Genomic DNA, 24,137 nt, shown 5'->3' with positions numbered 1-24,137 from the left:
GCCGCCGCGAGGACGGCGGCCAGCACCGCGGGGTCGCGCAGATACTCGAGCACGAGTGCGCGGTCGGCCGGGAGGCCGACCGCACCGAGGGCGCTCCAGCCCCCCGCGAGCGCGGCGGCGGCGGTCAGCACGGCCACCAGGAAACCGCCGAGGACATAGGCCCACCAGCCGGCGCGGTTGACGACCAACACGATCAGGGCCAGGCCGACGAGGAAAGCGGCGACCGGCGCGAGGAACAGTGCGGTGGGCGCCTGCGTCAGGGCCACGGCGACCGGATCGCCGACCGGCTCGACCAGGGCACGGATCACGGTCAGCGCAACGAGGTACAGGGCCGCGAAGACCGCCGTCGAGAGCAGGGCCACGGCGAGCCCGGCGAGCCGGTTGCCAGAGCGGCGCACGGGCTCGGGCTCGGCCTCCACGGGTCCGAGTGCCGAGGGGGCGGCGGGATCCGTGGTCGCCGCGGGCGCACCGGGGTCGATCGTGCGCTCGAAACTCGGCTGACCGCCGGTCTCGGGTTCGGGCCAGACGTACTCCCGGGTGGGCTGGGGTCCGGTTCCGCCGGACGTCTCGGTCGCGGAGGACATCCGCGTGGTCTCGGCGTCGCTGCTCCAGGTCACCTCGACAGCATAGGCACGGGCGCCGCCGAGACCGGCGCGCCGCGCGGGTCCCCGTCGATGGGGGACAGTGACCGCGCTCTACTCGAGAGGATTCAGGAGGCGGTGCAGGAACTGCCGCGTCCGCGGCTCCTGCGGCTCGCGGAGCAGGCGGGCCGGGGCGCCGCGCTCGACGACCACGCCTTCAGCCATGAAGACGACCTCGGAGGCGACCTGCCGGGCGAACTCGAGCTCGTGGGTGACGACCAGCATCGTCCAGCCCTCGCCCGCGAGCTCGCGCATCAGCGAGAGGACCTCGCCGACCAGTTCGGGGTCGAGCGCAGAGGTGGGCTCGTCGAAGAGCAGGAGGTCGGGCCGCAGGGCGAGGGCGCGGACGATGCCGACCCGCTGCTGCTGGCCGCCGGAGAGCTCGAAGGGGTAGGCGCCGCCTCGACCACCCAGACCCACGCGCTCGAGCAGGCGCTCCGCCTCCGGGACCACCTCGGCGGCCGGACGGCGCTGGACGCGCAGCGGACCCTCCGTCACGTTCTGCAGCACGGTGAGGTGCGGGAAGAGGTTGAAGTGCTGGAAGACCATCGCGGAGCGGTCGCGCAGTGAGGTGAGCGCCCGTCTGCCGACGCCGCGGTCGAAGTCGAGGACGCTGCCATCGGCGAGCTCGACGACTCCGCCGTCGGGGACCTCGAGGCTGTTCAGCGAGCGGAGGACCGTCGTCTTGCCCGACCCCGACGGACCGATCAGGGCGATGACCTCGCCACGACGCACCTCGAGGTCGATGCCGCGCAGCACCTCCACTCCCCCGAACGACTTGCGGAGGCCGCGAGCCGTGAGGACGGAACGCGCACCGGTCGGAGCATCAACGGGCGACATAGCGGTCCAATCGCTTCTCGAGCAGGCCCTGGGCGCTGGAGAGCACCAGGCAGATGAGCCAGTAGATGAGGGCCGCTTCGAGGTACAGCAGCATGAACTCGCTCGACGCGGTGGCGATCTTCTGCGCCTGCCGGAAAAGCTCCGTCACCAGGATCAGGGAGGCGAGCGAGGTGTCCTTCACGAGCGAGATGAAGGTGTTGGACAGCGGCGGGACCGAGACGCGGGCGGCCTGGGGCAGGATGATGCGCCGCAGAGCGAGCGAGCGGCCCATGCCGATGGTGTGCGCCGCCTCCCACTGGCCCTTCGGGACGCTGAGGATCGCCGCGCGGATGACTTCAGCCGCGTAACCGCCGACGTTCAGGGCGAAGGCGATGATGGCGCTGGGCCATGGATCGATCTTCAGCCCCAGGCTCGGCAGGCCGTAGAAGATCACGAAGAGCTGCACGAGCAGCGGTGTCCCGCGGATCACCGAGATGTACGCCCGCGCCGTCCATGACAGGATCCGGACCCGCGACAGGCGCATCAGTGCCACGGCGAGCGCGAGCGCCAGACCGATGACGAAGCTCGCGAGCGCCAGGGGGATGGTCCCGACGATGCCGCCGGAGAGGATCGGCCAGAACGACCGCAGGAACAGGTCCATGTCTTCTCCTGCCTCGGCGGGAGGAGACCGCGGTCGGCTTGTCGAGGTAGTGGTGTCGGGCGGAGCGGGACGCGCCCGCCTCCTCTGAGATGCTGGCACGGCTCGGCACCCCGGTGCGAGCTCCGCGCGGTGGGGCGCGGATCTGCCGCCTCAGAGCCGCAGCTGCGAGAGGAGACGGCCGTCCCGCGGAACGCTACTGCGAGACGTCGGCGCCGAAGTAGCGGGTCGAGATCTCGGCGAGGGTGCCATCGGCGCGCAGCTCGTCGAGGGCGGAGTCGACCGCGGCCACCAAATCGTCCGAGCCCTTCGGGAAGGTGAAGGCGCTCTCGGAGCTGTCGTCGGTGGTGACGGCGACCTTCAGGCCTGCGGCCTGGTCGGGGTAGTTCGTCGACCAGTCGAGCCAGGTCAGGCGATCGTTGACCGTCGCGTCGACGCGCCCCTGCTCGACGAGGGCGATGGCCTGCGCCCAGCCCTCGACTCCCTCGACCTGGGCGCCGTTCTCCTGAGCGACGGCGTACCAGTTGCTCGAGAGCGACTGCGCGGTGGTCTTCCCCGCGAGGCCTCCGAGGTCGGTGATCGAGGAGTCGCTGGAGGGCACGATCACGACGCCGGGGCTCACCGAGTAGGGCTCCGAGAAGTCGTACTTCGCCTCGCGCTCGTCGTTGATCGAGACCTGATTCGCGATCACGTCGAAGCGCCCGGCGTCCAGGCCCGCGAACATCGCGTCCCACTGCGTCTCCTCGAACTCGGGCTCGACGCCGAGCTTCTCGGCGACCGCCGTGATGACATCGACGTCGTAGCCGGTCAGAGCGCCGGTACCGCCGTCGGCGTGGAACGAGAACGGCTGGTAGGTGCCCTCGGTGCCAATCGTCAGCGTGCCGGACTCCTGGATGTCGGCGAGGGAGAGGCCCGAGCTCGCCGAGGCGGTGCCCTCGCCGGTGGATCCCGAGACCGCGTCGTCCGTCGAGGCGGGAGCGCAGCCGGCGAGCACGAGGGCGGCGGCAGCGGCCGTCGTGCCGAGCAGGACGCGCAGGGAGAAGCGGGCGGAGAGGGTCACGGTGTCTGTCCTTCGGTGCATCACGGAGTCGTGGCGATCCCGTCGCGCCGGATGCGGCACGGGGATCGACGAGGGGACGGGTCGTCCCGGGGCGGGCCGCGTCACGGCAGAACCACCCAGAGTGACGATAACCAGCGCAGAGGGCGCGGCTATTCCCGGATGTCGCCGTGTGACGTCGGCAGCGCGGCGACGAACGCCTCGGCTCCGGCCACCTCGTCGTCTGTGAGGCCGACCGCCGACTCGGGGCGGATCAGGTGGAACGGCAGGGGCTGCTCGCGGGCCCAGGCGACGGCGTCCTCGCGGAGGTTGTCGTCGATCCAGACCACCGCGTCGACCGGCTCGCGCTGAGCCTCGAGCCAGGCCGCCACAGGCTGCAGCTTCCCCGTCTGACCCGGGAAGCGCGGGTCGTGCGGGAGCCCGCCGTCGAAGACGATCGCCCGAGTCCCGCGAGGGAGGCCGAGGTCGGCCGTGAGCACGGAGGTGAGCCTCGGCGGCCAGGTCGTCGCCCAGACCACGCTGCCGATGGCGGCCAGGCGGTGCACGAGCGCCTCCCGCTCGGGCGCGAGTTCGAGCCGGTGACCCCCGGCGCCCCTGTCGCTGCGGACGGAGGGATTCAGGACGCCGTCGACGTCGAGCAGGATCAGGGCGGCCATGACAGCCACCGTAGCGGCGGCGGCGCGGGCCGCGCGAGGGCTACCGTGGCCGCATGCCTCCCTCGGTCGTTCTGCCCGACGGCCGCGTCGCCACCCTTGAGCCGGACCCCGTGCGGACGGGCGCGCTGCTGCTCACCGTGGACGGCGCCGAGCAGTCGCTGATCGATCCGCGGCACCCCTCGGCGCTCGATCTGGAGTACACGGCCCGGCTCGGAGCGGTCGTCGACGCCCTCGCCGCCCCGCTGACGCCGGTGCGCGTGCTGCACCTGGGGGCCGGAGCCCTCTCGCTCGCCCGGTACGTCGCGGTCACCCGCCCGGGCTCCGAGCAGTTGGCGGTCGACCGCATCGACGGACTGGTCGACTTCGTGCTCGCCCATGCGCCGCTGCCACGGGGCGCACGCGTTCGACTCCTCACCGCCGACGCGGCCGGGCCGCTGCCCGAGTGGGCCGCCGACCTCGTGGTGCTCGATGTCTACGACGGCGACGAGATCCCGCAGGCGTTCTACGATCGCGCCGTCCTCGCGAGGCTCGCCGAGCGGGCGGGCGCTGAGGGGCTGCTCGCGGTCAACGTCGCGGACGACGCCGACCATCGACGCCTCGACCGGCTGCGCGCCGTGCTGCGGACCCTTGTCCCGGTCACCGCCGCCGTGGGCTCCGCGGCCTTCGTAGACGGTCGCACGAGCGGTAACGCGATCCTGCTGGGCTCACGCTCGGACATCGCCGCGCGCGTCGCCGGCCACCTGCTGCGGGTCGGCCCGCACCCGGTCGCCGCCGCGCCGGATCGCGACGTCGTGGTCGTCGAGGTGGCGGTAGAAATCGACCCGTGAGTCCAGGGTGACTCCGGTCTCGAGGTACTTCGCGCGGATCCGCTTGATGTAGGTGCGCACGGTGTGCTCGGCGACGCCGAGGTCGAGGGCGACGACCCGGACGGCCGCCCCGGATCCGTAGGCGCGCATCACGCGACTCTCCTGGGGGCTCAGCACAGGCCGGCGCTCTTCGCGGCCGTGCACGAGTCGGTGGCGGGCCGTGTCCGAGATCCAGGTGCGCCCGGAGGCGACCGAGACGACCGCTGCGGCGAGCTCGCTCGGGTCGTCGCCCTTCCAGACGAACGCGGCGCGCTCCCGGCGGAGAACGGCGCGCACGGGTTCGAGCGAGTCGGAGGAGGAGAGCACGACGAGCCCGACGGCCGTCGCGGCGGCTTTTTCGAGCATCGCGGCGATGTCCTCGCCGGGCACGCCGTCGAGATCGAGCACGGCGATGCGCTCGGCCTCGTCGTCGTGCTCGTCGTGCTCCTCGTGGGAGAACTGCGGAAGCAGCTTCGCGAGCAGCGCGCGCAGCGCGGCCCGCTCGATCGCCGGGCCGTCGTCGACGGCCAGCGTGAATCGATGGAATCCGGTCACAGGGGTCCCCTAGCAGGGGCAGGTTCGGGTCCGCCCCGGCTGCACCGTAGCGGGAGCACCGCCCTCGGCGCACATCTTGGGACATTTCGTCTCAGTGTGAGGACGCCCCGAGCCCGCCCGGTATCGGCCGACAGCGGCGCGTGGCCGGCCGCCCAGGAGCTCGACCGGGCTAGGGTCCCTCACCATGGACCTGAGCGCAGAAGCATCGGAACGCGCCCGGAGGATCCCGGCGCAGGAGGTTCGGAGCCGCATGATCGCCGCGGCCAGGGACGTCATCTCGACCAACGGCCTGACCGTCGGCTTCGCGCACCTCCCGATGGAGGAGTACATCCGCCTCGCGGAGGTGCCGCGGAGCTCCGTCTACCGGATCTGGAGCACTCGCGAGGAGTTCGTGGCCGATCTGATCGGTGAGGTCTTCGTGGAGGACCGCTACGCCGAGGGCACCGATCCCGAAGCCCAACGGCGGATGCGGGAGGTCTACGAGAGCTCGGCGGAGCTGCTCGCGACCCCTGCGGGCCGCCGCGAGGTGGCGTGGGAGATGATCCGCCTCGGCGCGAACGCGAACGCCGAGAGCCTGCGCCGCTCCACCGACTGGTCGTCGTACAACGCACTGCTCGCCTGCACGTTCTCCATGGAGGAGGGTCCTGCTCGCGAGGCGGTGCGCGTCACGGCGAAGCGGATCGAGGGCATGCTGACGCACCGGATGCAGGCCTTCTACGAGGAGACGCTCGAGGTCTTCAGCGCCTCGATGCGCCCGGGCTTCACCACGCTGCAGCTCGCCCACCTCACGGCGATCGTCATCGACGGTCTGGCGCACCGCGGTCGGCTCCTCGACGACGACCTCGACGCACCGGTGACGGCACCGGGCCTCGACGGCGAGCCCGTCGAGTGGACCCTCGCGGCGTGGACGATCCGCTCGATCGTCGACGGGATGCTGGAGCCGGTCGACGGCTAGCCCTCGGGAAGCGGCACCGGCTCCGCGAATCCGTCGATCAGCACCAGTACCGACGTCACGGCGAGAGAGGGCGATGCGGGCTCGGCCGGGTCGACGGGGCCCGTGACCAGCTCGGGTGCTGCGATCCGGGCGATGCAGAGCCCCTCGACGAGCGCGGAGATCGCGGAGGCGAGCGCCGCGTGACTGAGCCCGGGCCGCAGCCTCAGTCCGGCCTCGGCGAGCGTGTGTGCGTAGTACTTCGCCATGTTGTCGATGAAGTGCAGCTGGCGAGCCCGGAGCGCCTCGTGTATCGCCGTGCGCGCCGGCTCCTCGTGCGAGTCTACGGCGCCGGCGAGCGCGACGAAGTTGCGCCAGTGCTGGGACGCGAACACGTTCTCGACGTTCGCGTCGACCGCGACCGTGACCGATGCGACCAGCGTCCGTCGACGCTGCTCGGCCGACGGGGTGTCGGCGAGGTGGCGGTGCAGATAGGAGTCGCCCGCCGTGAGCGACGGCTGGTCGAGTCTGGTCGCCAGGACGCGCTCGGGAATCGCGGCGATCAGCTCGTCGTAGAACGACTGGCGCGTCGGCCAGATGCGGTAGACCGTGCTGCGCGGGACGCCCGCAGCCCGGATCACCTCCTCCAGTGGGAGATGACCGACTCCCACCCGTAGGCCCTCGGCGCGGACGACCGACAAGGCGGCGTCCAGCAGCCGCGTCCTGACCTGCTCGCGGGTCAGTCTCGCGCTGCGCCCGGGTGGTCCCGCCGCCAGGGGTTCGTCGCTCATTCGGCCTCCAGCGCTGCGATGCGCGGAAGGAGCCCGGCATCGGCTGCTCAGCAGAGCGTAGCGGCAGACGCGGAGGCGGGCTGTGCGCCGCGGGCGGGAGGGCGCGATCCGCGTCGGGCTTCGGGTACCCTCGCGGACCGCGCTGCCTGTCCCCCCAGGCGGCCGCCCCATCGGCCACAGAGACCGTACGACGCCCCGCGACTGGTCGTCAATTTTCGCGACACCATGTCTCGTCGTGTGGTTCCGGAGGCTTGTGGTTCAGGAGGCGCGCCTCCATGCCTCTTCCGCCGGCTGCTGCCTCCGCACCGCCTCCCCGCGCCCCGAGCCGGGTGCGGAGAGCTCGACGCGGATCGTGGCCGCCACCGCCGCAGTCGCGTGCTGAACGAGGTCAACGTTCCGGGTGAGGCGCGCGTGGTGGCAGGGACTCGCGTCGACGTCGACCACCAGCCTCGTCAGGCGCAGAGCGTCGCCCAGCCGGGCGAGCGGTGTGAGCTCGGTCAGCAGCGACGGAGCATCCGGCATCGCGAGCAGCGTGTAGCGGCAGGTCGAGACGACGTAGTCGTCCACACCTGCCTCGGCCGAGCTCGTGGCGACCATGATGTCGCCCAGGTCGACCGGACCGGTCGGCCGACCGAGCACGACGGCCGCCGTCACCCGGATGTCTCCGACGAGGGCGAGGACGTACACCCCGGGCGGCCAGGGCGGAAGCGCGCCGAGCTCGGGGGACCCGGTCCGCAGCCCGATCCCCGCCTGCGAGGACAGAGCGTCGATCATCGGCACGCCGGTGCACTCGCCGGCGTGCTCGGCGTCCTCCGACACGGCCTCACCGCACGACGCGAGGAGCGCGGCGAAGCTCAGCCCGCTCTGGGCGTCGAGTCCGGCGATCACGGCGGGGCTGACCGCTCCGGACTCGTCGACCATCCGCCCGAGACGCGCCGCGACATCGGAGCCGGTGTTGGGGGTCCCGAAGGTGAGGACGGTCGAGACCATCGAGGCGACGGCGGTGCCGTCGACCGAGACGCTCAGCGCCTGGCGGGCGGCCAGACCTCCCATCGAGTGCGCGACGACCACGGCGCGGTTCCCGGTCGTCGAGACGAGGCAGGCGATCGATGTGGCCAGCGCGTCGCTGATTCCCGGATCCGTCACCCACCGAGCAGCGAGCCGACGGTAGTCGAACGTGTAGACGGCCGCGCCCGGGATCTGCTGGAGACGGCCGAGGAGCGACGGCTCGGGGGTGTCGAGCGGCTCGGCCGGTCCGTCCGGGGCCACCATGTCGACGAGGTGCGAGAAGGCGCCGGTCCGGGTCTCGTCGTGCGTCGCCGTGCCCAGCCAGCCGTGCAGCATCACGATGGGCACGAGGGAGGCGACCGCGCGCTGCCTCACGTCGTCGCCCGCGAGCACCGGAGCGAGCGTCGCGACTCCGCAGGACTCGGGCGCCACGGCGACCGCCGCCTCCGCCCGCGCCGCGGGCGCGACGACGGCACCGACCACCACGAGGAGGGCGGCCAGCACGACGACCACGAGTCTCATCCGAGCGCTTCCTCACCGCCGACCAGGACGGGGGCGGATGCACGCTCGCCCCCACGAACGCCCTGGAGTCAATCACTCCACGCGGGCCTGGCGGGTCGCCAGGCGCGAACGGACGGGTCCTGGAGGAGCGACGACGGGCTCGGAACGACGAAGGCCCCGCCGGAATCCCGACGGGGCCTTCGTTCGTTCAGCTCACCTCGGTCAGCTGTAGTTGCCTGGCTCGTAGCCGTCGCTCGAGAACGAGTCGAAGTCCACGAACGACAGGTCGGCGTCGCTGAACGCGGCGTCGTCGGCGAAGATGCGGTTGGGGTACCGCTCGGCCTTCGCCTCCTCCGTCGCCTCGACCGAGACGTTCCGGTACTTGGGCAAACCGGTTCCGGCCGGGATCAGCTTTCCGATGATCACGTTCTCCTTGAGGCCGACCAGCGGATCGCGCTTGCCCTCCATCGCCGCCTGCGTCAGGACACGGGTCGTCTCCTGGAAGGACGCGGCCGACAGCCACGACTCGGTCGCCAGCGAGGCCTTGGTGATACCCATGACCTCCTGACGGGCCGACGCGGTGCGCTTGCCCTCGGTCAGAGCCGCACGGTTGACCTCGCTGTAGCGCGAGCGGTCGACGAGCTCACCCGGCAGCAGCTCGGTGTCGCCGTGGTCGACCACGGTGACCTTGCGGAGCATCTGACGAACGATGACCTCGATGTGCTTGTCGTGGATCGGCACACCCTGCGAGCGGTAGACGCCCTGGACTCCCCCGACCAGGTGCTTCTGCACCTCGCGGACGCCCAGCACGCGCAGGACCTCCTTGGGGTCGACGGTTCCGACGTGCAGCTGCTGCCCGAGCACGACGCTCTGTCCGTCCTCGACGAGGAGCTGCGAACGCTTGAGCACCGGGTAGATGACCGCCTCGTCGCCGTTGTCCGGCTGGAGGATGACCCGGCGGGCGCGGTCGGTGTCCTCGATCGTGATGCGACCGGCGGCCTCCGCGATCGGCGACGCACCCTTGGGGGTGCGGGCCTCGAAGAGCTCCTGCACGCGGGGCAGACCCTGCGTGATGTCGTCGGCCGAGGCCGAGCCACCGGTGTGGAAGGTGCGCATCGTGAGCTGCGTGCCGGGCTCGCCGATCGACTGGGCCGCGATGATGCCGACAGCCTCTCCGATGTCGACGAGCTTGCCGGTGGCGAGCGAACGGCCGTAGCAGGCCGCGCAGACGCCGACCGCGGACTCGCAGGTCAGGACGGAGCGCACCTTGATGTGGCGCACCTCGCTCCGACCAGCTTCTCGATGAGCACATCGCCCACGTCCTCGCCTGCCTCAGCGATGACCTCGCCGGCCTCGTTCGTCGCCGCGGTGGCGAGCGAGCGGGCGTAGACCGAGTTCTCGACGTTCGAGTCCTGGATCCAGGAGCCGGTGGCGTCCTGGAGCATGATCGGCAGGTCGAGGCCCTTCGAGGTGCCGCAGTCGTCCTCGCGGATGATGACGTCCTGCGAGACGTCGACGAGTCGACGCGTCAGGTAGCCCGAGTCCGCGGTGCGCAGTGCGGTGTCGGCCAGTCCCTTGCGGGCACCGTGCGTGGCGATGAAGTACTCGGCGACCGACAGCCCCTCGCGGTACGAGGAGATGATCGGTCGGGCGATGATCTCGCCCTTCGGGTTGTTCACCAGGCCTCGCATGCCGGCGATGTTGCGCACCTGCAGCCAGTTTCCGCGGGCACCGGAGGTGACCATGCGGTTGATGGTGTTGTTGGTCGGGAAATTGGCGCGCATCGCCTTGGCGACCTCGTCGGTCGCCTCGGTCCAGATCTTCACGAGCTCCTGGCGGCGCTCCGACTGAGTGGTCAGACCCTTGTCGTACTCGGACTCGACCTTCGCGGCCTTCTTCTCGTAGCCCGCGATGATCTCGGGCTTCGACGGAGGCGTGAGGATGTCCGACAGCGACACGGTGACACCCGAGCGGGTGGCCCAGTAGAAGCCCGCGTCCTTGATCCGGTCGAGGGAGGCGGCGACCTCCACCTTCGGGTAGCGCTCCGCGAGGTCGTTGACGATCCCGGAGATGGTCGTCTTGTCGGCGACCTGCTCGAAGTAGGGGTAGTCGACCGGCAGCGCCTCGTTGAAGAGGGCACGGCCGAGGCTCGTCTCGAGCAGGATCGGCGCGGTGACCTTGCCGTTCTCGTCGAGCTCGACGCCCTCGGGGGCCTGACCCTGCGCGAAGTACACGTCCGACATGCGGATCTTGACCTTCGAGTTCAGGTGCAGCGAGCCCTGGTCCTTCGCCAGGATCGCCTCCGAGACGGAGGAGAAGGCGCGTCCCTCACCGGCGGCACCCTCACGGATGGTCGTCAGGTGGTGGAGGCCGATGATCATGTCCTGCGTGGGCAGGGTCACCGGACGGCCGTCGGAGGGCTTGAGGATGTTGTTGGACGCGAGCATCAGGATGCGCGCCTCGGCCTGGGCCTCGACCGACAGCGGCAGGTGGACGGCCATCTGGTCGCCGTCGAAGTCCGCGTTGAACGCCGCGCAGACGAGCGGGTGCAGCTGGATGGCCTTGCCCTCGACCAGCTGGGGCTCGAAGGCCTGGATGCCGAGGCGGTGCAGCGTCGGAGCGCGGTTCAGCAGAACGGGGCGCTCGCGGATGATCTCCTCGAGCACGTCCCACACCTGCGGGCGCGAACGCTCGACCATGCGCTTGGCCGCCTTGATGTTCTGCGCGTGCGACAGATCGATCAGGCGCTTGATCACGAACGGCTTGAACAGCTCCAGCGCCATCTGCTTGGGCAGACCGCACTGGTGCAGCTTGAGCTGCGGGCCGACGATGATGACGGAGCGGCCCGAGTAGTCGACGCGCTTGCCCAGCAGGTTCTGGCGGAAGCGACCCTGCTTTCCCTTGAGCATGTCGCTCAGGGACTTCAGGGCGCGGTTGCCGGTACCCGTGACGGGACGACCGCGGCGGCCGTTGTCGAAGAGGGCGTCGACCGCCTCCTGCAGCATGCGCTTCTCGTTGTTCACGATGATCTCGGGTGCACCGAGGTCGAGCAGGCGGCGGAGGCGGTTGTTGCGGTTGATCACGCGACGGTAGAGGTCGTTCAGGTCGCTCGTGGCGAACCGGCCGCCATCGAGCTGCACCATCGGGCGCAGCTCCGGCGGGATGACCGGGACGACGTCGAGCACCATCGCGGCCGGCGAGTTGCCGGTCGCGAGGAACGAGTTGACGACGCGCAGGCGCTTGATGGCACGGATCTTCTTCTGACCCTTGCCCTCGGCGATCTGGAGGTGGAGCGTCTCGGCCTCGGCCTGGAGGTCGAACTGCTCGAGGCGCTTCTTGATCGCCTCGGCGCCCATGTAGGCCTCGAAGTAGACGCCGTAGCGGTCGACGAGCTCGTTGAAGACCGCGTCCTCCGGCTTGAGGTCGCCGACCTTGAGGGTGCGGAACTGCTCCCACACGCTCTCGAGTCGCGCGATGTCCTCATCGAAGGACTTGCGGATCTGGCCCATCTCCTTCTCGGCGCCGTCCTTGGTGCGGCGCTTCTGGTCGCTCTTCGCGCCCTCCGCCTCGAGGGCGGCGAGGTCGGTCTCGAGGCGCGCCAGGCGGTCCGCGATGCGGGAGTCACGCTGGTCCGAGAGGGTCTTGATCTCGAGCCGGAGCTCGTTCTCGAGGCCGGGCATGTCGGCGTGGCGGCCGTCGTCGTCCACGTCGATGATCATGTACGCCGCGAAGTAGATGACCTTCTCGAGGTCCTTCGGCGCCATGTCCAGCAGGTATCCGAGGCGCGAGGGGACGCCCTTGAAGTACCAGATGTGGGTGACGGGAGCGGCGAGCTCGATGTGGCCCATCCGCTCGCGGCGGACCGAGGACTTGGTGACCTCGACGCCGCAGCGCTCGCAGACGATGCCTTTGAAGCGGACTCGCTTGTACTTGCCGCAGGAGCACTCCCAGTCCCGCGAGGGTCCGAAGATCTGCTCGCCGAACAGACCGTCCTTCTCGGGCTTCAGGGTGCGGTAGTTGATGGTCTCGGGCTTCTTCACTTCACCGTGCGACCAGCGACGGATGTCATCGGCCGTCGCGAGGCCGATGCGCAGCTCGTCAAAAGTTGTTACGTCGAGCAATGTTTTCTCCTTGTCGGAAAACAGGTGTCTCGTCAGAGACGGAAGGTTCGTCAGGTGCTGGCGCGGGATCAGATGTCGTCGACGGAGGACGACTCGAACCGGGAGGAGATGTTGATGCCGAGCTCTTCCGCGGCGCGGTAGACCTCGTCGTCGGTGTCGCGCAGGCTGACCGCCGTGCCGTCGGCCGAGAGGACCTCGACGTTCAGGCAGAGCGACTGCATCTCCTTGATGAGGACCTTGAAGGATTCCGGGATGCCCGGCTCCTGGATGTTCTCGCCCTTGACGATGGCCTCATACACCTTCACGCGGCCGAGGATGTCGTCCGACTTGATGGTGAGGAGCTCCTGGAGGGCGTACGCGGCGCCGTAGGCCTCGAGGGCCCACACCTCCATCTCGCCGAAGCGCTGTCCACCGAACTGCGCCTTACCACCGAGCGGCTGCTGGGTGATCATCGAGTACGGGCCCGTCGAGCGCGCGTGAATCTTGTCGTCGACGAGGTGGTGGAGCTTCAGGATGTACATGTAGCCGACCGAGACCGGGTCCGGGAAGGGCTCTCCCGAGCGGCCGTCGAACAGCTGCGTCTTGCCGGACGAGCCGATCAGGCGCTCGCCGTCGCGCGTCGGGGTGGTGGAGTCGAGGAGCCCGGCGAGCTCCTCCTCCGCCGCGCCGTCGAAGACGGGGGTCGCGACCTTGGTGCCGGGCGCGGCCTCGCGGGCGTGCTCGGGCAGGCGCGCGGCCCAGTCGGGCTGTCCGTCGACCTTCCAGCCCTGCTTCGCGATCCAGCCGAGGTGGATCTCGAGGACCTGGCCGAAGTTCATGCGGCCGGGGACACCGAGCGGGTTGAGGACGATGTCGACCGGGGTGCCGTCGGCGAGGAACGGCATGTCCTCGACCGGAAGGATCTTCGAGATGACGCCCTTGTTGCCGTGGCGGCCGGCGAGTTTGTCGCCCTCGGTGATCTTGCGCTTCTGGGCGATGTAGACGACCACGCGCTGGTTGACGCCCGAGCCGAGCTCGTCGTCGCCGTCCTGCGCGTCGAACACCTTGACGCCGATGATCGTGCCCTGCTCGCCGTGGGGCACCTTGAGCGACGTGTCGCGGACCTCGCGGCTCTTCTCGTTGAAGATCGCGCGGAGCAGGCGCTCCTCGGCCGAGAGTTCGGTCTCACCCTTGGGCGTGACCTTGCCGACGAGGATGTCGCCGGGGCGGACCTCGGCGCCGATACGGATGATGCCGCGCTCGTCCAGGTCGGCCAGGAGCTCCGGGCTGACGTTGGGGAGATCGCGGGTGATCTCCTCCTTGCCGAGCTTGGTGTCGCGCGCGTCGACCTCGTACTCCTCGATGTGGATCGAGGAGAGGACGTCGTCCTTCACCAGGTTCTGACTGAGGATGATCGCATCCTCGAAGTTGTGGCCCTCCCACGGCATGAACGCGACGAGAAGGTTCTTGCCGAGCGCGAGTTCGCCGTTCTCGGTCGCGGGACCGTCGGCGACGACCTCGCCGACCTCGATGCGCTCGCCGGCCGAGACGACCACGCGGTTGTTGTACGAGGTGCCCTGGTTGGAGCGGTCGAACTTGCGGAGGAAGTAGGTCTGCGTGCCGCCCTCGTCCAGCTGGACGGTGACGGAGTCGGCGGAGACCTCCTGGACCACACCGGCCTTGTCGGCCGTGATGACGTCGCCGGCGTCGATGGCCGCGAAGCCCTCCATGCCGGTTCCGACGACGGGCGACTCGCTGCGCAGCAGCGGGACGGCCTGACGCTGCATGTTCGCGCCCATGAGCGCGCGGTTCGCGTCGTCGTGCTCGAGGAACGGGATGAGCGAGGTCGCGACCGACACCATCTGGCGCGGAGAGACGTCCATGTAGTCGACGCGGCCGGCATCGACCAGTTCGACCTCTCCACCCTTGGGGCGGACCAGCACCTTGCCCTCGGCGAAGTGGAAGTCGGGAGTGAGGGGGGCGTTCGCCTGGGCGACCAGGTACTCGTCCTCCTCCGATGCGGTGAGGTAGTCGATCTGGGTCGTGACGCGACCCGCGATGACCTTGCGGTACGGGGTCTCGATGAAGCCGAACGAGTTGATGCGCGCGAACGACGCGAGCGAGCCGATCAGGCCGATGTTCGGGCCCTCCGGGGTCTCGATCGGGCACATGCGTCCGTAGTGCGACGGGTGGACGTCGCGGACCTCGACGCCGGCACGCTCACGGGAGAGGCCGCCGGGGCCGAGCGCCGACAGGCGGCGCTTGTGGGTCAGACCCGCGAGCGGGTTGTTCTGGTCCATGAACTGCGAGAGCTGCGACGTTCCGAAGAACTCCTTGATCGCGGCCACGACGGGGCGGACGTTGATCAGGGTCTGCGGCGTGATCGCCTCGATGTCCTGCGTGGTCATGCGCTCGCGCACGACGCGCTCCATGCGGGACAGGCCGGTGCGGACCTGGTTCTGGATCAGCTCGCCGACCGCGCGGATGCGGCGGTTGCCGAAGTGGTCGATGTCGTCGACGTCGAGACGCAGCTCGACCGCCTCGCCGTCGCGCACGCCCGGGAGAGCGGTGCGGCCGTCATGCAGCGCGACCAGGTACTTGATGGTCGCGATGATGTCCTCGACCGTCAGCACCGAGTCGGACAGCGCCTTGTCGATGCCCAGCTTGCGGTTGATCTTGTAGCGGCCGACCTTCGCGAGGTCGTAGCGCTTGGAGTTGAAGTAGAAGTTGTCGAGCAGCGCGCGAGCGGCCTCGGCGGCCACCTGCTCGCCCGGACGCAGCTTGCGGTAGATGTCGCGGAGCGCGTCCTCCTTGGTGAGGATGTTGTCCTTCTCGAGGGTCAGCTCGATCGACTCGTAGCCGGCGAACTGCTCGAGGATCTCCTCGCTCGTCAGGCCCAGGGCCTTGAGGAACACGGTGACGGACTGCTTGCGCTTGCGGTCGATGCGCACACCGACCTGGTCACGCTTGTCGATCTCGAACTCGAGCCAGGCTCCGCGGCTCGGGATCACGCGGGCCGAATAGATGTCCTTGTCGGACGTCTTCTCCTGCTGGCGCTCGAAGTACACACCCGGCGAGCGGACGAGCTGGGACACGACGACACGCTCGGTGCCGTTGATGATGAAGGTGCCCTTCTCGGTCATCAGCGGGAAGTCGCCCATGAAGACCGTCTGGGTCTTGATCTCACCCGTGAGGTGGTTCATGAACTCGGCCTCGACGTACAACGGCGCGGCGTAGGTCTTGCCGCGCTCCTTGCACTCCTCGATCGTGTACTTCTCGGGCTCGAGGTAGGGGTTGGTGAAGCTCAGCTGCATCGTCTCGCTGAGGTCCTCGATCGGGGAGATCTCCTCGAAGATCTCGTCCAGACCGGAGTTGGCGGGAAGATCCTCCCGGCCGGCGGCCTTCGCCTCGGCGACGCGGGTCTTCCACGCCTCCGAGCCGACGAGCCAGTCGAAGCTCTCGGTCTGCAGCGCGAGCAGATCCGGAACGGTCAGGGTGTCGCTGATCTTGGCGAACGAGAGACGCGATGCGGCGCGTCCGTTCTTGGGTGAGGTGGTGGTCGCGGTGGACGCAGCAGCCAAGGAAGGAACCTCCGTAGACCCTTGCGGGTCTCAATCTGTGGGATGTGTGGAGTGGGCTCCCGCCGGAGCGGGCCCGCACTCGTCGTCGCACGCCGCGCGGACCGAGGCGACTCGGTCTTCGGGGCGGGGATAGAGTGTGGCAACGGCATCCACCATCTGATGCCGGGTTCCGGTGACCTGCCGACCGCGATATGAGGGCATGGGTACTCGGGAGCGCAAAGTACGAATATAGCCGCATTGCGCCACGCCGCGCAAGTGCGGATGCTTGCGCCACTCGCCGGGGTCGGGTATGGGAAACGGAGCGTTCCTGCCTGTGGGACCTCCCGCGGCACACTGGTCGGATGCAGGAACGCACCGGACGCCGACGCGGAGACGACTCCGACCAACCCCGTGCGGTGCTCGCCAGCGGCTACCTCGCGCAGATCGAGCCCGACCGGGACCTGGCCAGCGCGGCCACGCTCGTGGTCGACGGGACGCCGCAGTCGCACGTCGATCTGGACGACCCGACGCATCTCTCCTTCGAGTACGTGCGGCGTATCGGGCACGCGGTCGATCTGCTCGCTCCGGAGGGCGAGAGCATCACCGCGGTGCACCTCGGCGCGGGCGCGCTGACTCTCCCCCGCTACGTCGCTGCCACCCGGCCGGGCTCGCGCCAGCAGGTCGTCGAGATCGAAGGCGCGCTCGTCGACCTGGTGCGGGAGACGCTGCCTCTCCCGCGTGGCGCGCAGATCCGCATCCGGCAGGGCGATGCGCGCGAGGTGCTCGGCAAGCTCCCGCCGGGTCTGCGCGGGACGGTCGACCTGGTCGTCGTCGACATCTTCTCGGGGGCCCGCACTCCGGCGCACGTGACGAGCGCCGAATTCTACGGCGCGATCGCTCCGCTGCTCGCTCCCGGCGGCCTCGTCGCCGTGAACGTGGCCGACGGTGGAGCGCTGGCCTTCGCCCGCGGGCAGGCCGCGACCCTCGCCGCCGTGTTCGCGCACACCGCGATCGTGACTGACACGCAGATGCTCAAGGCGAAGCGGTTCGGCAATGTCGTGATGCTCGCCTCCGCCGCGCCCCTGGCCCTCGACGGGCTGCCGAGACGTCTCGCCGCCGACCCGGCCGCGTCCAAGCTCGTGCAGGGTCGCGAGCTCGAGAACTTCACCGCGGGCGCGCTGGCCGTGAGCGACGAGACCGCCACACCGTCGCCGCTGCCCGCCCGCAGCGTCTTCCAGGTGCGCCGGGGCTGAGCGGAGCCGCGCGTCGGGGTCGCCCGGGAAAGCTCGCCGGTACAATCGACGCCGGGGCGAGCCCCCGTCGGCCTTGGTCCGTCTTCTCCTCCGCCGCCCGCGACGGATCCGCACTTCACGAGGAAGCATCGCCCTGAGCATCATCATCCGCCACGACCCCGCGACCCTCCGCGAGGAGATCGACGTCGACGCCGCCCAGGAGCGCCTGGAGGAGATCGGCGCGCTGCGCAGTCTCGCCGCGCTCACCGAGAAGGCGGAGCTGCTGCGTCTGCTCGGCCGCGTGGACGAGGCCTGGGACATCGCCAACGAGGCCGTCCGCCGCACCCGCTTCTCGGGCGACCGCGCCGAGCTGCTCAGCGCCCGCGTCCGCCGTGCCCGCCTGATGCAGCTGCGCGGCCGGCCGGACGAGGCGCTCTCGGAGCTCGCGCTGTGCGTCGAGGAGGCGCGCACCCACGAGTGGCACCTCGAGCACTCTCTGGCGCTCAAGCACCGCGGGCTCACGTTCTTCGAGCTCGGCGAGTTCGGCAGGGCGGTGCGCGACTTCGACGCGGCGACGGCCCTCGGCGAGCGCGTGGGGGTGCCGGAGGAGGAGCTGGAGGTCGCGCGCCTGGCTTCGCCGCTGCCTCCGAGTTCCAGGACGAGTCCGAGCGCGCCCCGCGCACCGACGGCGCCGTCCGCGGGCGCCGCCGCGCCGACGGCGACGAGTCCTGACGCTCCGCGTGACCCGCCGTGGCTGATCTCGACGATGTCGCGCACTGGGCGCAGTCGCTGATCGAGGAGCACCTCGACGACTCCTGGAGCTTCGCCTTCGACCACGCGCGGACCCGCGCCGGCGCCTGCCACTGGACACGGCGACGCATCACGGTCTCGCGTCATCTCGCGTCACGCTGGAGCGACGACGAGGTGTGGCAGACCCTCCTGCACGAGGTCGCGCACGCCCTCGCGGGTCCCGAGGCGGCGCACGGACCGCAGTGGCGGCGGATCTCGGTCGGGCTCGGCTACACCGGAGCCCGCACCCACAACAATCCGACCGCGGACGAGCTGGCCCCCTGGGTCGGCCGCTGCCCGAGTGGACACCTCTTCTACCGGCACCGCCGCCCCACCCGGCCGCTCGCGTGCGGGAGGTGCGCCCGACGGTTCGAGTCGGCGAACGCGATCCAGTGGCAGCGGCGCACCGTGCAGACGTCGTGAGCGGCGAGACGCGGACGATCCGCGGGCGCGCGCCGGTCACGGGGCAGTGGCTCGCCGAGGACGACGGGCGGCGCTGGTGGTTCGACTCCGGCAGCCTCGCCCTCGACTTCGCCTGCACGGGCGCGCTCCCGCGCGACGCCGTCGAGCAGTTCGACTCGGACGCCTCGCTGGCCTCCTGGCTCGCCGAGCGCTTCGACGCCGTCGGGCCCGAGAGCCGCGACGCCCGGCTCGACGACGCTCTGATGCTGCGGGCCGCGGTCGCGCGACTGGCCGAAGCGTCGGCGGCCGCGACTCCACTCGACCCGCGCGACATCGACGTGGTCAACCTCGTGGCGGCGATGCCCGACATCCCGCCCGCCCTGAGCGGAGGATCGCGGCAGGCGGGCCGGCTGAACGCGGCCGGCCGGCAGGCGCTCGCAACCATCGCCCGGGAGGCCGTGGAGCTGCTCGGGTCCCCCGCGGCGGGTCGCCTGCGTCGCTGCGCGGCGGCGGAGTGCCGGATGCTCTACCTCGACACCTCACGGGCGGGCTCGCGGCGCTGGTGCTCGATGCAACGCTGCGGGAACAGGGCGAAGGTGCGCGCGCACCGCGCGAGGGCAGCCGCCTGCGGATGACCCGGCGCGACGGCGGAGAGGACCGCCGCCGCGGTCAGCTCAGTCCGAGACGCTGACCGAGCGGTCGAAGGCGACGTAGCCCGAGAAGTCCTTGCCGACCCGGTCGAACGCGGTCGGGTAGGGGTGCGGGTACGACCAGGCCTTGTCCTTCTCGAGTCCGCTCGCGGTCTGCACCGAGAAGTACTGGCACTCGCCCTTCCACGGGCAGGTGTACGGGGTCGGGCTCTCGACCAGCACGCCCTCGACGATGCTCGAGGGCGGGAAGTACCAGTTCCCCTCGATCGAGATCAGGTCAGAGTCGGGAGCGTCGGCGAGGACGACGTCGTTGAGGACGGCTTTCATGCGGTGCCAGCTTTCGGTCGGGAGACGGCGGACGGGTTCCGCCGCTCGCGGGGAACGCTACGCCGCACCCGGTGCGGCGGTCGAGATGCGCGGGGTGATCTTCAGGACTCGGTGCGATCTGCAGGGCGCGGTGCGCAGGACCTGGACGCCCGGACGCCGACAGCGCCGCACGACGTCGACGCGGGGGCGAACATCCCCGACAGATCGCGCGCCCTCCTGCAGAGCGAACCTGCTCCTGCGGATCGGGCGCCCGGGGCGCGCGGCGCGAGCCCGAGGACGTGTCAGCGCAGCACCTCCACCTCGTCGCGCGTGTCGACGCGCGCGGCGAGCCGCACCTCCTGCTCGCGCCCCTGGGCGGTGAGGAGGCGGCCGGAGGTGGAGGCGGTGAGCAGGTGTCCGCAGGCGCGGCGCAGCCCCTCGTAGGAGGCGCAGGCGACGGCCGCCTCGGGCGAGACGTGGTCGATCCCCAGGCCGATCAGGCGTCGATGAGAGCCCCGGCCGCGAGATGGTCCTCCATCGCGAACCGGGTCTCGCCGCTGCTGTCCGCCTCGCCGGCCGCGACGAGGTTCACGCTCGTGCGTCCGCCGTTCTCGTGCTGGCGTTCCAGGATCCAGCGGGCCACCGCGCTGCGATCGGTCAGCCCCGCGCGCACCACCCGCCCCTCGACGGCACCGAGGTCGAGCTCGCGGAGACCGGGCAGCGCGTCGACGACGACGGTGACGTCGGCGGGGGCGAGCACGCGCAGCGCCCTCGCTCCCCACTCGAAGCGGATCTGGTAGGTCGACTGGTCCACAGCGGAGGCGTTCACCCTCACACGGTAGCGAGCCCCGGGCGGGATCCGACTCCGCTCGGGAGCGAGCCCGAGGAGGCAGCGGCGCCGCACCGGCTGCGGGGCCGGCCCACCGGCTCATACACGTCGAGCGGCTCGCGCGCATCCTGTTCCTGCACGGCGGTCGACGGGAGAGGATGGGGCTGTGAAGGTGATGCTCAAGCACGTGCTCGACACCGATGCCGATTCCGCCTGGCGCGCCCTGCAGAGTCCGGCCGTGTTCCGCGAGGTGATGTCCCCGCTGTTGACCGCCGCGTCGCTCGACGAGGGCGGCTTCCGGCCGACCTGGGGCCTCGGCTCCCACGACGTGGCGATGGACGCTCTGGGGATCGTGCCGGTGGGAGCGCAGGCGATCGATCTCTCGTACCGACGCGTGCCCTCGATGCCCGACGTGCGAATCCTGCGCGACAACGGCGGTCCGCTCTCGGGCTCGCTCCGGCTGATCACCGCCTGGGACCACCGGATGGCCGTGGCTCCCCTGCCCGACGGCCGCACGCTGTTCCGCGACAGGCTCGAGTTCTCGGCCGGACTCGCCTCAGCGGCGCTCTGGCCCTCGATGTGGGCGTTCTGGCAGTGGCGCGGCATCCGCATCCGTTCCCTCGCGCCCTCGTGGCGCCACGACGTGGGCGCCGATGCGCGCCCGCGCGGAGAGGCCCCGGCATGAGCCCCGACGGCACAGCCGAGGAGGAGGTCGAACTCTCGCGCTCGGAACTGCTGCATCTCCAGTGGCCGTCGGTGGACGATCACGAGGACGACACGGTCTCCCCGCGGCGCCGCTTGACGTCGGCGGTCGAGGTGTCCGACTGGCGGCGCCACGTCCACGCGCTCTACGCCGACGTCCGACGCCTCTCGAACGTCGATCTGCTCGCCGCGCACGCCGCCTGGATCCGCGGTCGGAACGCGCTCTTCGCGCAGCACCCGTCCACTCCACTCCTGCCCGCCGATCGGGCGCGCTTCCGCTCACTGCCGATCGCGCCGTACGACGCCTCGTGGCGGTTCGAACTCGAACTCGCCCCGGTCGAGGAGGCACGCCGGATGGACGTGGAGACCGGCACCGACGGCACCGTGCCGTTCGACCTCATCGGCACCGTCGAGGTCCCGCAAGCCGGCCGCCTCGATGTCTGGCGGCTCGCCTCCTACGGCGGCGGGCTGTTCCTCCCGGTCAAGGACGCGCTCGCCGGGACCCCCGGCGGCACCTACGGCGGCGGTCGCTACCTCCTCGACACAGTGAAGGGCGCCGACCTCGGGCCCGGTGCGGCTCCGGGAACGCTCGTGCTCGATTTCAACTTCGCCTACAACCCCTCGTGCGCCTACGATCCCGCCTGGGCGTGCCCTCTGGCTCAGGCCGGCAACACGCTCGCGGTCGAGGTCCCGGTCGGTGAGCGCTACCGCGGCTGACCGGGAGGCTGGATGCGCTCGGAGGCGAGGTCGATAACCTCGCCCGCGGTGCCGCCGAGCACCGGAAAGCAGGAACCGCGCATGCCCCGTCCCGTCCTTCTCGTCACCGGAACCTCTACGGGGATCGGCCGCACCACCGCGATCGAAGCGGCGCGAGCCGGCTGGCAGGTGGTCGCCACCGTCCGCGACCCCGCGCGCGCCGACGGGCTCCGTGCCGAGGCCGCCGAGGCGCGCGTGGAGCTCGAGGTGCGCGCGCTCGACGTGACCGACCCCGACTCCGTGGCCGCGTGCCTCCGTGCCGTGGAGGAGGAGCAGGGCCGTCTCGACGCCCTCGTCAACAATGCGGGGGCCGGGCACCTCGCACCGCGGAACTCGAGGACCCGGCGGAGCTGCGCCGCGTGATGGAGGTCAACTTCTTCGGCGTGGTCGCGGTGACCCGCGCGTCCCTGCCGATGCTCCGCTGCTCCCGCGGCCGGATCATCACGGTCTCGAGCATCGGCGGCGCCATCGGCCAGCCGTTCAACGAGGACTACTGCGCCGCGAAATTCGCGGTCGAGGGGTTCTTCGAGTCACTCGCACCGGTGGCCGCCTCGGTCGGTGTGCACATCTCGCTCGTCGAGCCGGGGGCAGTGCGGAGCAGCTTCGTCGAGAACGTGGGCATCGACGCGGGCGCGATGCTCGCCCAGGCCGGCCCCTACGCTCCGGCCCTCGGCGCCTACCTCGACCGCGCCGCCTCGTCGTTCTCGTCCACGCACGCGCAGGATCCGGGCGACGTCGCGGCCGTGATCCTCGCGACTCTGCGTGAGCAGGATCCGCCCTTCCGGGTGCAGACCTCGGACTGGGCGAGGGAGTTCGTCGGCCTCAAGCTGGGCGATGTCGACGGCTCCCGAGTCCAGTCGACGATGCGCGGATGGATCGGCACCCACTAGGGTGGAGGGGTGCGAGCGCGATGACCGCGCTCCCCCGCGTCGTAGAACGCCCCTTGTCCCCTAGGACTCTGACCGTCGAGGATCCGTCCCGACCACTTGGCGCACGTGCATGAGGCCTCAGGCCGCGCGCACCGAATCGTACGGCGAACGGATGTGACCACCGTCACCTTCGCCCGAACGCCGATCACCCGTGCCCCGGCCACCGGCCGCACTGCTCGATCGGCATGATGCCCCCGAAAGGCACCACTCCATGTCGAACACCCCCTCCTTCGGCGCCCTCGGCGTCCCGGCCCCCCTCGTCGCCGCGCTCACCGCGAGCGGCATCACCGAGCCCTTCCCCATCCAGGTCGACACGCTGCCCGACACCCTGAACGGCCGCGACGTCCTCGGCCGCGGCAAGACCGGCTCCGGCAAGACCCTCGCCTTCTCCATCCCGATGATCGCCCGCCTCGGCGGATCGCTCGCCGGCGGCCGCCGCCGCCCTGGCCGCCCCCTCGGTCTGGTGCTCGCTCCGACCCGAGAGCTCGCCACGCAGATCACGGCGGCCATGCAGCCGCTCGCCGACGCGTACGGCATCGTCACCACGACGATCTTCGGAGGCGTCTCGCAGCAGCGCCAGGTCGCTGCACTGAAGCAGGGCGTCGACATCGTCGTGGCCTGCCCGGGACGCCTCGAGGACCTCATGAAGCAGGGCTTCGTGAACCTCGACGCCGTCGAGATCACCGTGCTCGACGAGGCCGACCACATGGCCGACCTCGGATTCCTGCCGGTCGTCACGCGCATCCTCGACAAGACCCCTCGCGGCGGCCAGCGCCTGCTGTTCTCGGCCACTCTCGACAACGGCGTGGACAAGCTCGTCAAGAAGTACCTGCAGAACGAGGTGCTGCACTCGGTCGACGAGGCGAACTCGCCCGTCGCGCTGATGACCCACCACGTCTTCGAGGTGGACGGCCTCGACGCGAAGAACGCGCTCGTGAAGACCCTCGCATCGGGCACCGGCCGCCGCATCCTCTTCATGCGCACCAAGCACCACGCGAAGAAGCTCGCGAAGCAGCTCACCGGCCAGGGCATCCCCGCCGTCGACCTGCACGGCAACCTCTCGCAGGTCGCCCGCGACCGCAACCTCGCCGCGTTCGGCGCCGGCACCGTCAAGGTGCTCGTCGCCACCGACGTCGCCGCCCGCGGCGTGCACGTGGACGACGTCGAGCTCGTCATCCACGTCGACCCGCCCATGGAGCACAAGGCGTACCTGCACCGCTCGGGCCGCACCGCCCGCGCCGGCAGCGAGGGCGACGTCGTCACCGTCGTGCTGCCCACCCAGCGCGGCGACGTGAAGACGCTGCTGCGCAAGGCCGCGATCCAGGTCGCGCCGCAGCAGGTGACGGCCGACTCGGCCGCCGTCGCGAGGCTCGTGGGCGACATCGCGCCGTACGTCACACCCACCGCCTTCGTCGAACCC

The 24,137-nt window shown here is 70.6% G+C and carries 18 protein-coding genes and 3 pseudogenes; 9 read left to right on the top strand and 12 right to left on the bottom strand.

What is annotated here, in order from left to right:
* From ACH61_RS06150 to ACH61_RS16155, 6 genes and pseudogenes are all read right to left on the bottom strand, one after another.
* A pseudogene (locus ACH61_RS06150) lies at window positions 1–617 on the bottom strand (hypothetical protein); the annotation flags it as partial.
* Between the two features lie 78 nt (window positions 618–695).
* Window positions 696–1,481, bottom strand: a complete 786-nt coding sequence (locus ACH61_RS06145) for an amino acid ABC transporter ATP-binding protein (RefSeq protein ID WP_068209897.1) — start codon at window positions 1,479–1,481, stop codon at window positions 696–698.
* On the bottom strand, window positions 1,468–2,121 hold the full coding sequence (locus ACH61_RS06140; RefSeq protein WP_068209894.1) for an amino acid ABC transporter permease: 654 nt from the start codon (window positions 2,119–2,121) through the stop codon (window positions 1,468–1,470). The genes ACH61_RS06145 and ACH61_RS06140 overlap by 14 nt, the downstream gene beginning before the upstream one ends.
* A gap of 193 nt (window positions 2,122–2,314) precedes the next feature.
* Window positions 2,315–3,178: an amino acid ABC transporter substrate-binding protein gene (locus ACH61_RS06135; RefSeq protein WP_068209891.1), complete on the bottom strand. Its 864-nt coding sequence runs from the start codon at window positions 3,176–3,178 to the stop codon at window positions 2,315–2,317.
* Between the two features lie 149 nt (window positions 3,179–3,327).
* A complete protein-coding gene (locus ACH61_RS06130) occupies window positions 3,328–3,831 on the bottom strand; it encodes an HAD domain-containing protein (RefSeq protein ID WP_068209888.1) in 504 nt (167 codons plus the stop codon).
* Between the two features lie 704 nt (window positions 3,832–4,535).
* Window positions 4,536–5,231, bottom strand: a complete 696-nt coding sequence (locus ACH61_RS16155) for a LuxR C-terminal-related transcriptional regulator (protein WP_082845060.1) — start codon at window positions 5,229–5,231, stop codon at window positions 4,536–4,538.
* Window positions 5,232–5,481: 250 nt separating this feature from the next.
* Here ACH61_RS16155 and ACH61_RS06120 point away from each other — a divergent pair, with 250 nt between their 5' ends.
* The gene (locus ACH61_RS06120; protein ID WP_068209882.1) at window positions 5,482–6,186 is read left to right on the top strand and encodes a hypothetical protein; all 705 of its coding nucleotides are present in this window, start codon (window positions 5,482–5,484) and stop codon (window positions 6,184–6,186) included.
* On the opposite strand, the gene ACH61_RS06115 is transcribed toward ACH61_RS06120, so the two are convergent.
* The 4 genes and pseudogenes from ACH61_RS06115 to rpoB all read right to left on the bottom strand — a co-directional run bounded on the left by ACH61_RS06115 (window position 6,183) and on the right by rpoB (window position 16,143).
* The gene (locus ACH61_RS06115; RefSeq protein WP_068209879.1) at window positions 6,183–6,953 is read right to left on the bottom strand and encodes a TetR/AcrR family transcriptional regulator; all 771 of its coding nucleotides are present in this window, start codon (window positions 6,951–6,953) and stop codon (window positions 6,183–6,185) included. The genes ACH61_RS06120 and ACH61_RS06115 overlap by 4 nt on opposite strands.
* Window positions 6,954–7,211: 258 nt before the next feature.
* Window positions 7,212–8,483, bottom strand: coding sequence for an esterase/lipase family protein (locus tag ACH61_RS06110; protein ID WP_068209876.1), 1,272 nt, complete (start codon window positions 8,481–8,483; stop codon window positions 7,212–7,214).
* Between the two features lie 201 nt (window positions 8,484–8,684).
* Window positions 8,685–12,583: pseudogene (locus tag ACH61_RS06105) on the bottom strand (DNA-directed RNA polymerase subunit beta').
* Between the two features lie 68 nt (window positions 12,584–12,651).
* A complete protein-coding gene (gene rpoB, locus ACH61_RS06100) occupies window positions 12,652–16,143 on the bottom strand; it encodes a DNA-directed RNA polymerase subunit beta (protein WP_068209872.1) in 3,492 nt (1,163 codons plus the stop codon).
* A gap of 341 nt (window positions 16,144–16,484) precedes the next feature.
* On the opposite strand from rpoB, the gene ACH61_RS06095 reads away from it, so the two are divergent.
* The 4 genes from ACH61_RS06095 to ACH61_RS06080 all read left to right on the top strand — a co-directional run bounded on the left by ACH61_RS06095 (window position 16,485) and on the right by ACH61_RS06080 (window position 19,180).
* The gene (locus ACH61_RS06095) at window positions 16,485–17,375 is read left to right on the top strand and encodes a spermidine synthase (protein ID WP_068209869.1); all 891 of its coding nucleotides are present in this window, start codon (window positions 16,485–16,487) and stop codon (window positions 17,373–17,375) included.
* A 73-nt stretch (window positions 17,376–17,448) separates the two neighbouring features.
* Window positions 17,449–18,147: a tetratricopeptide repeat protein gene (locus ACH61_RS06090; protein ID WP_068209866.1), complete on the top strand. Its 699-nt coding sequence runs from the start codon at window positions 17,449–17,451 to the stop codon at window positions 18,145–18,147.
* Window positions 18,105–18,566, top strand: coding sequence for a SprT-like domain-containing protein (locus ACH61_RS06085; RefSeq protein ID WP_068209864.1), 462 nt, complete (start codon window positions 18,105–18,107; stop codon window positions 18,564–18,566). The genes ACH61_RS06090 and ACH61_RS06085 overlap by 43 nt, the downstream gene beginning before the upstream one ends.
* Window positions 18,563–19,180: a CGNR zinc finger domain-containing protein gene (locus tag ACH61_RS06080; protein WP_236713570.1), complete on the top strand. Its 618-nt coding sequence runs from the start codon at window positions 18,563–18,565 to the stop codon at window positions 19,178–19,180. Before ACH61_RS06085 ends, ACH61_RS06080 begins: the two co-directional genes overlap by 4 nt.
* A gap of 39 nt (window positions 19,181–19,219) precedes the next feature.
* Here ACH61_RS06080 and ACH61_RS06075 read toward each other — a convergent pair whose 3' ends face one another.
* Entirely contained in the window at window positions 19,220–19,522 is a 303-nt protein-coding gene (locus ACH61_RS06075) for a DUF427 domain-containing protein (RefSeq protein WP_068209860.1), read from the bottom strand.
* Between the two features lie 475 nt (window positions 19,523–19,997).
* Window positions 19,998–20,330, bottom strand: a complete 333-nt coding sequence (locus ACH61_RS18270; RefSeq protein ID WP_236713569.1) for a 2-phosphosulfolactate phosphatase — start codon at window positions 20,328–20,330, stop codon at window positions 19,998–20,000.
* 175 nt (window positions 20,331–20,505) lie between these two features.
* On the opposite strand from ACH61_RS18270, the gene ACH61_RS06065 reads away from it, so the two are divergent.
* From ACH61_RS06065 to ACH61_RS06050, 4 genes and pseudogenes are all read left to right on the top strand, one after another.
* Window positions 20,506–21,015, top strand: a complete 510-nt coding sequence (locus tag ACH61_RS06065) for a hypothetical protein (RefSeq protein WP_236713571.1) — start codon at window positions 20,506–20,508, stop codon at window positions 21,013–21,015.
* On the top strand, window positions 21,012–21,749 hold the full coding sequence (locus ACH61_RS06060) for a DUF1684 domain-containing protein (RefSeq protein WP_082845059.1): 738 nt from the start codon (window positions 21,012–21,014) through the stop codon (window positions 21,747–21,749). The genes ACH61_RS06065 and ACH61_RS06060 overlap by 4 nt, the downstream gene beginning before the upstream one ends.
* Window positions 21,750–21,761: 12 nt before the next feature.
* Window positions 21,762–22,678: pseudogene (locus ACH61_RS19280) on the top strand (SDR family oxidoreductase).
* Window positions 22,679–22,928: 250 nt separating this feature from the next.
* On the top strand, window positions 22,929–24,137 hold a 1,209-nt coding region (locus ACH61_RS06050; RefSeq protein ID WP_068209853.1), incomplete at its 3' end, for a DEAD/DEAH box helicase.

The sequence above is a fragment of the Rathayibacter tanaceti genome, assembly GCF_001634385.1.
Lineage (GTDB): Bacteria > Actinomycetota > Actinomycetes > Actinomycetales > Microbacteriaceae > Rathayibacter > Rathayibacter tanaceti.
The sequence above is the reverse complement of the archived record's forward strand: the minus strand, read 5'-3'. Positions and strand labels throughout refer to the sequence as shown.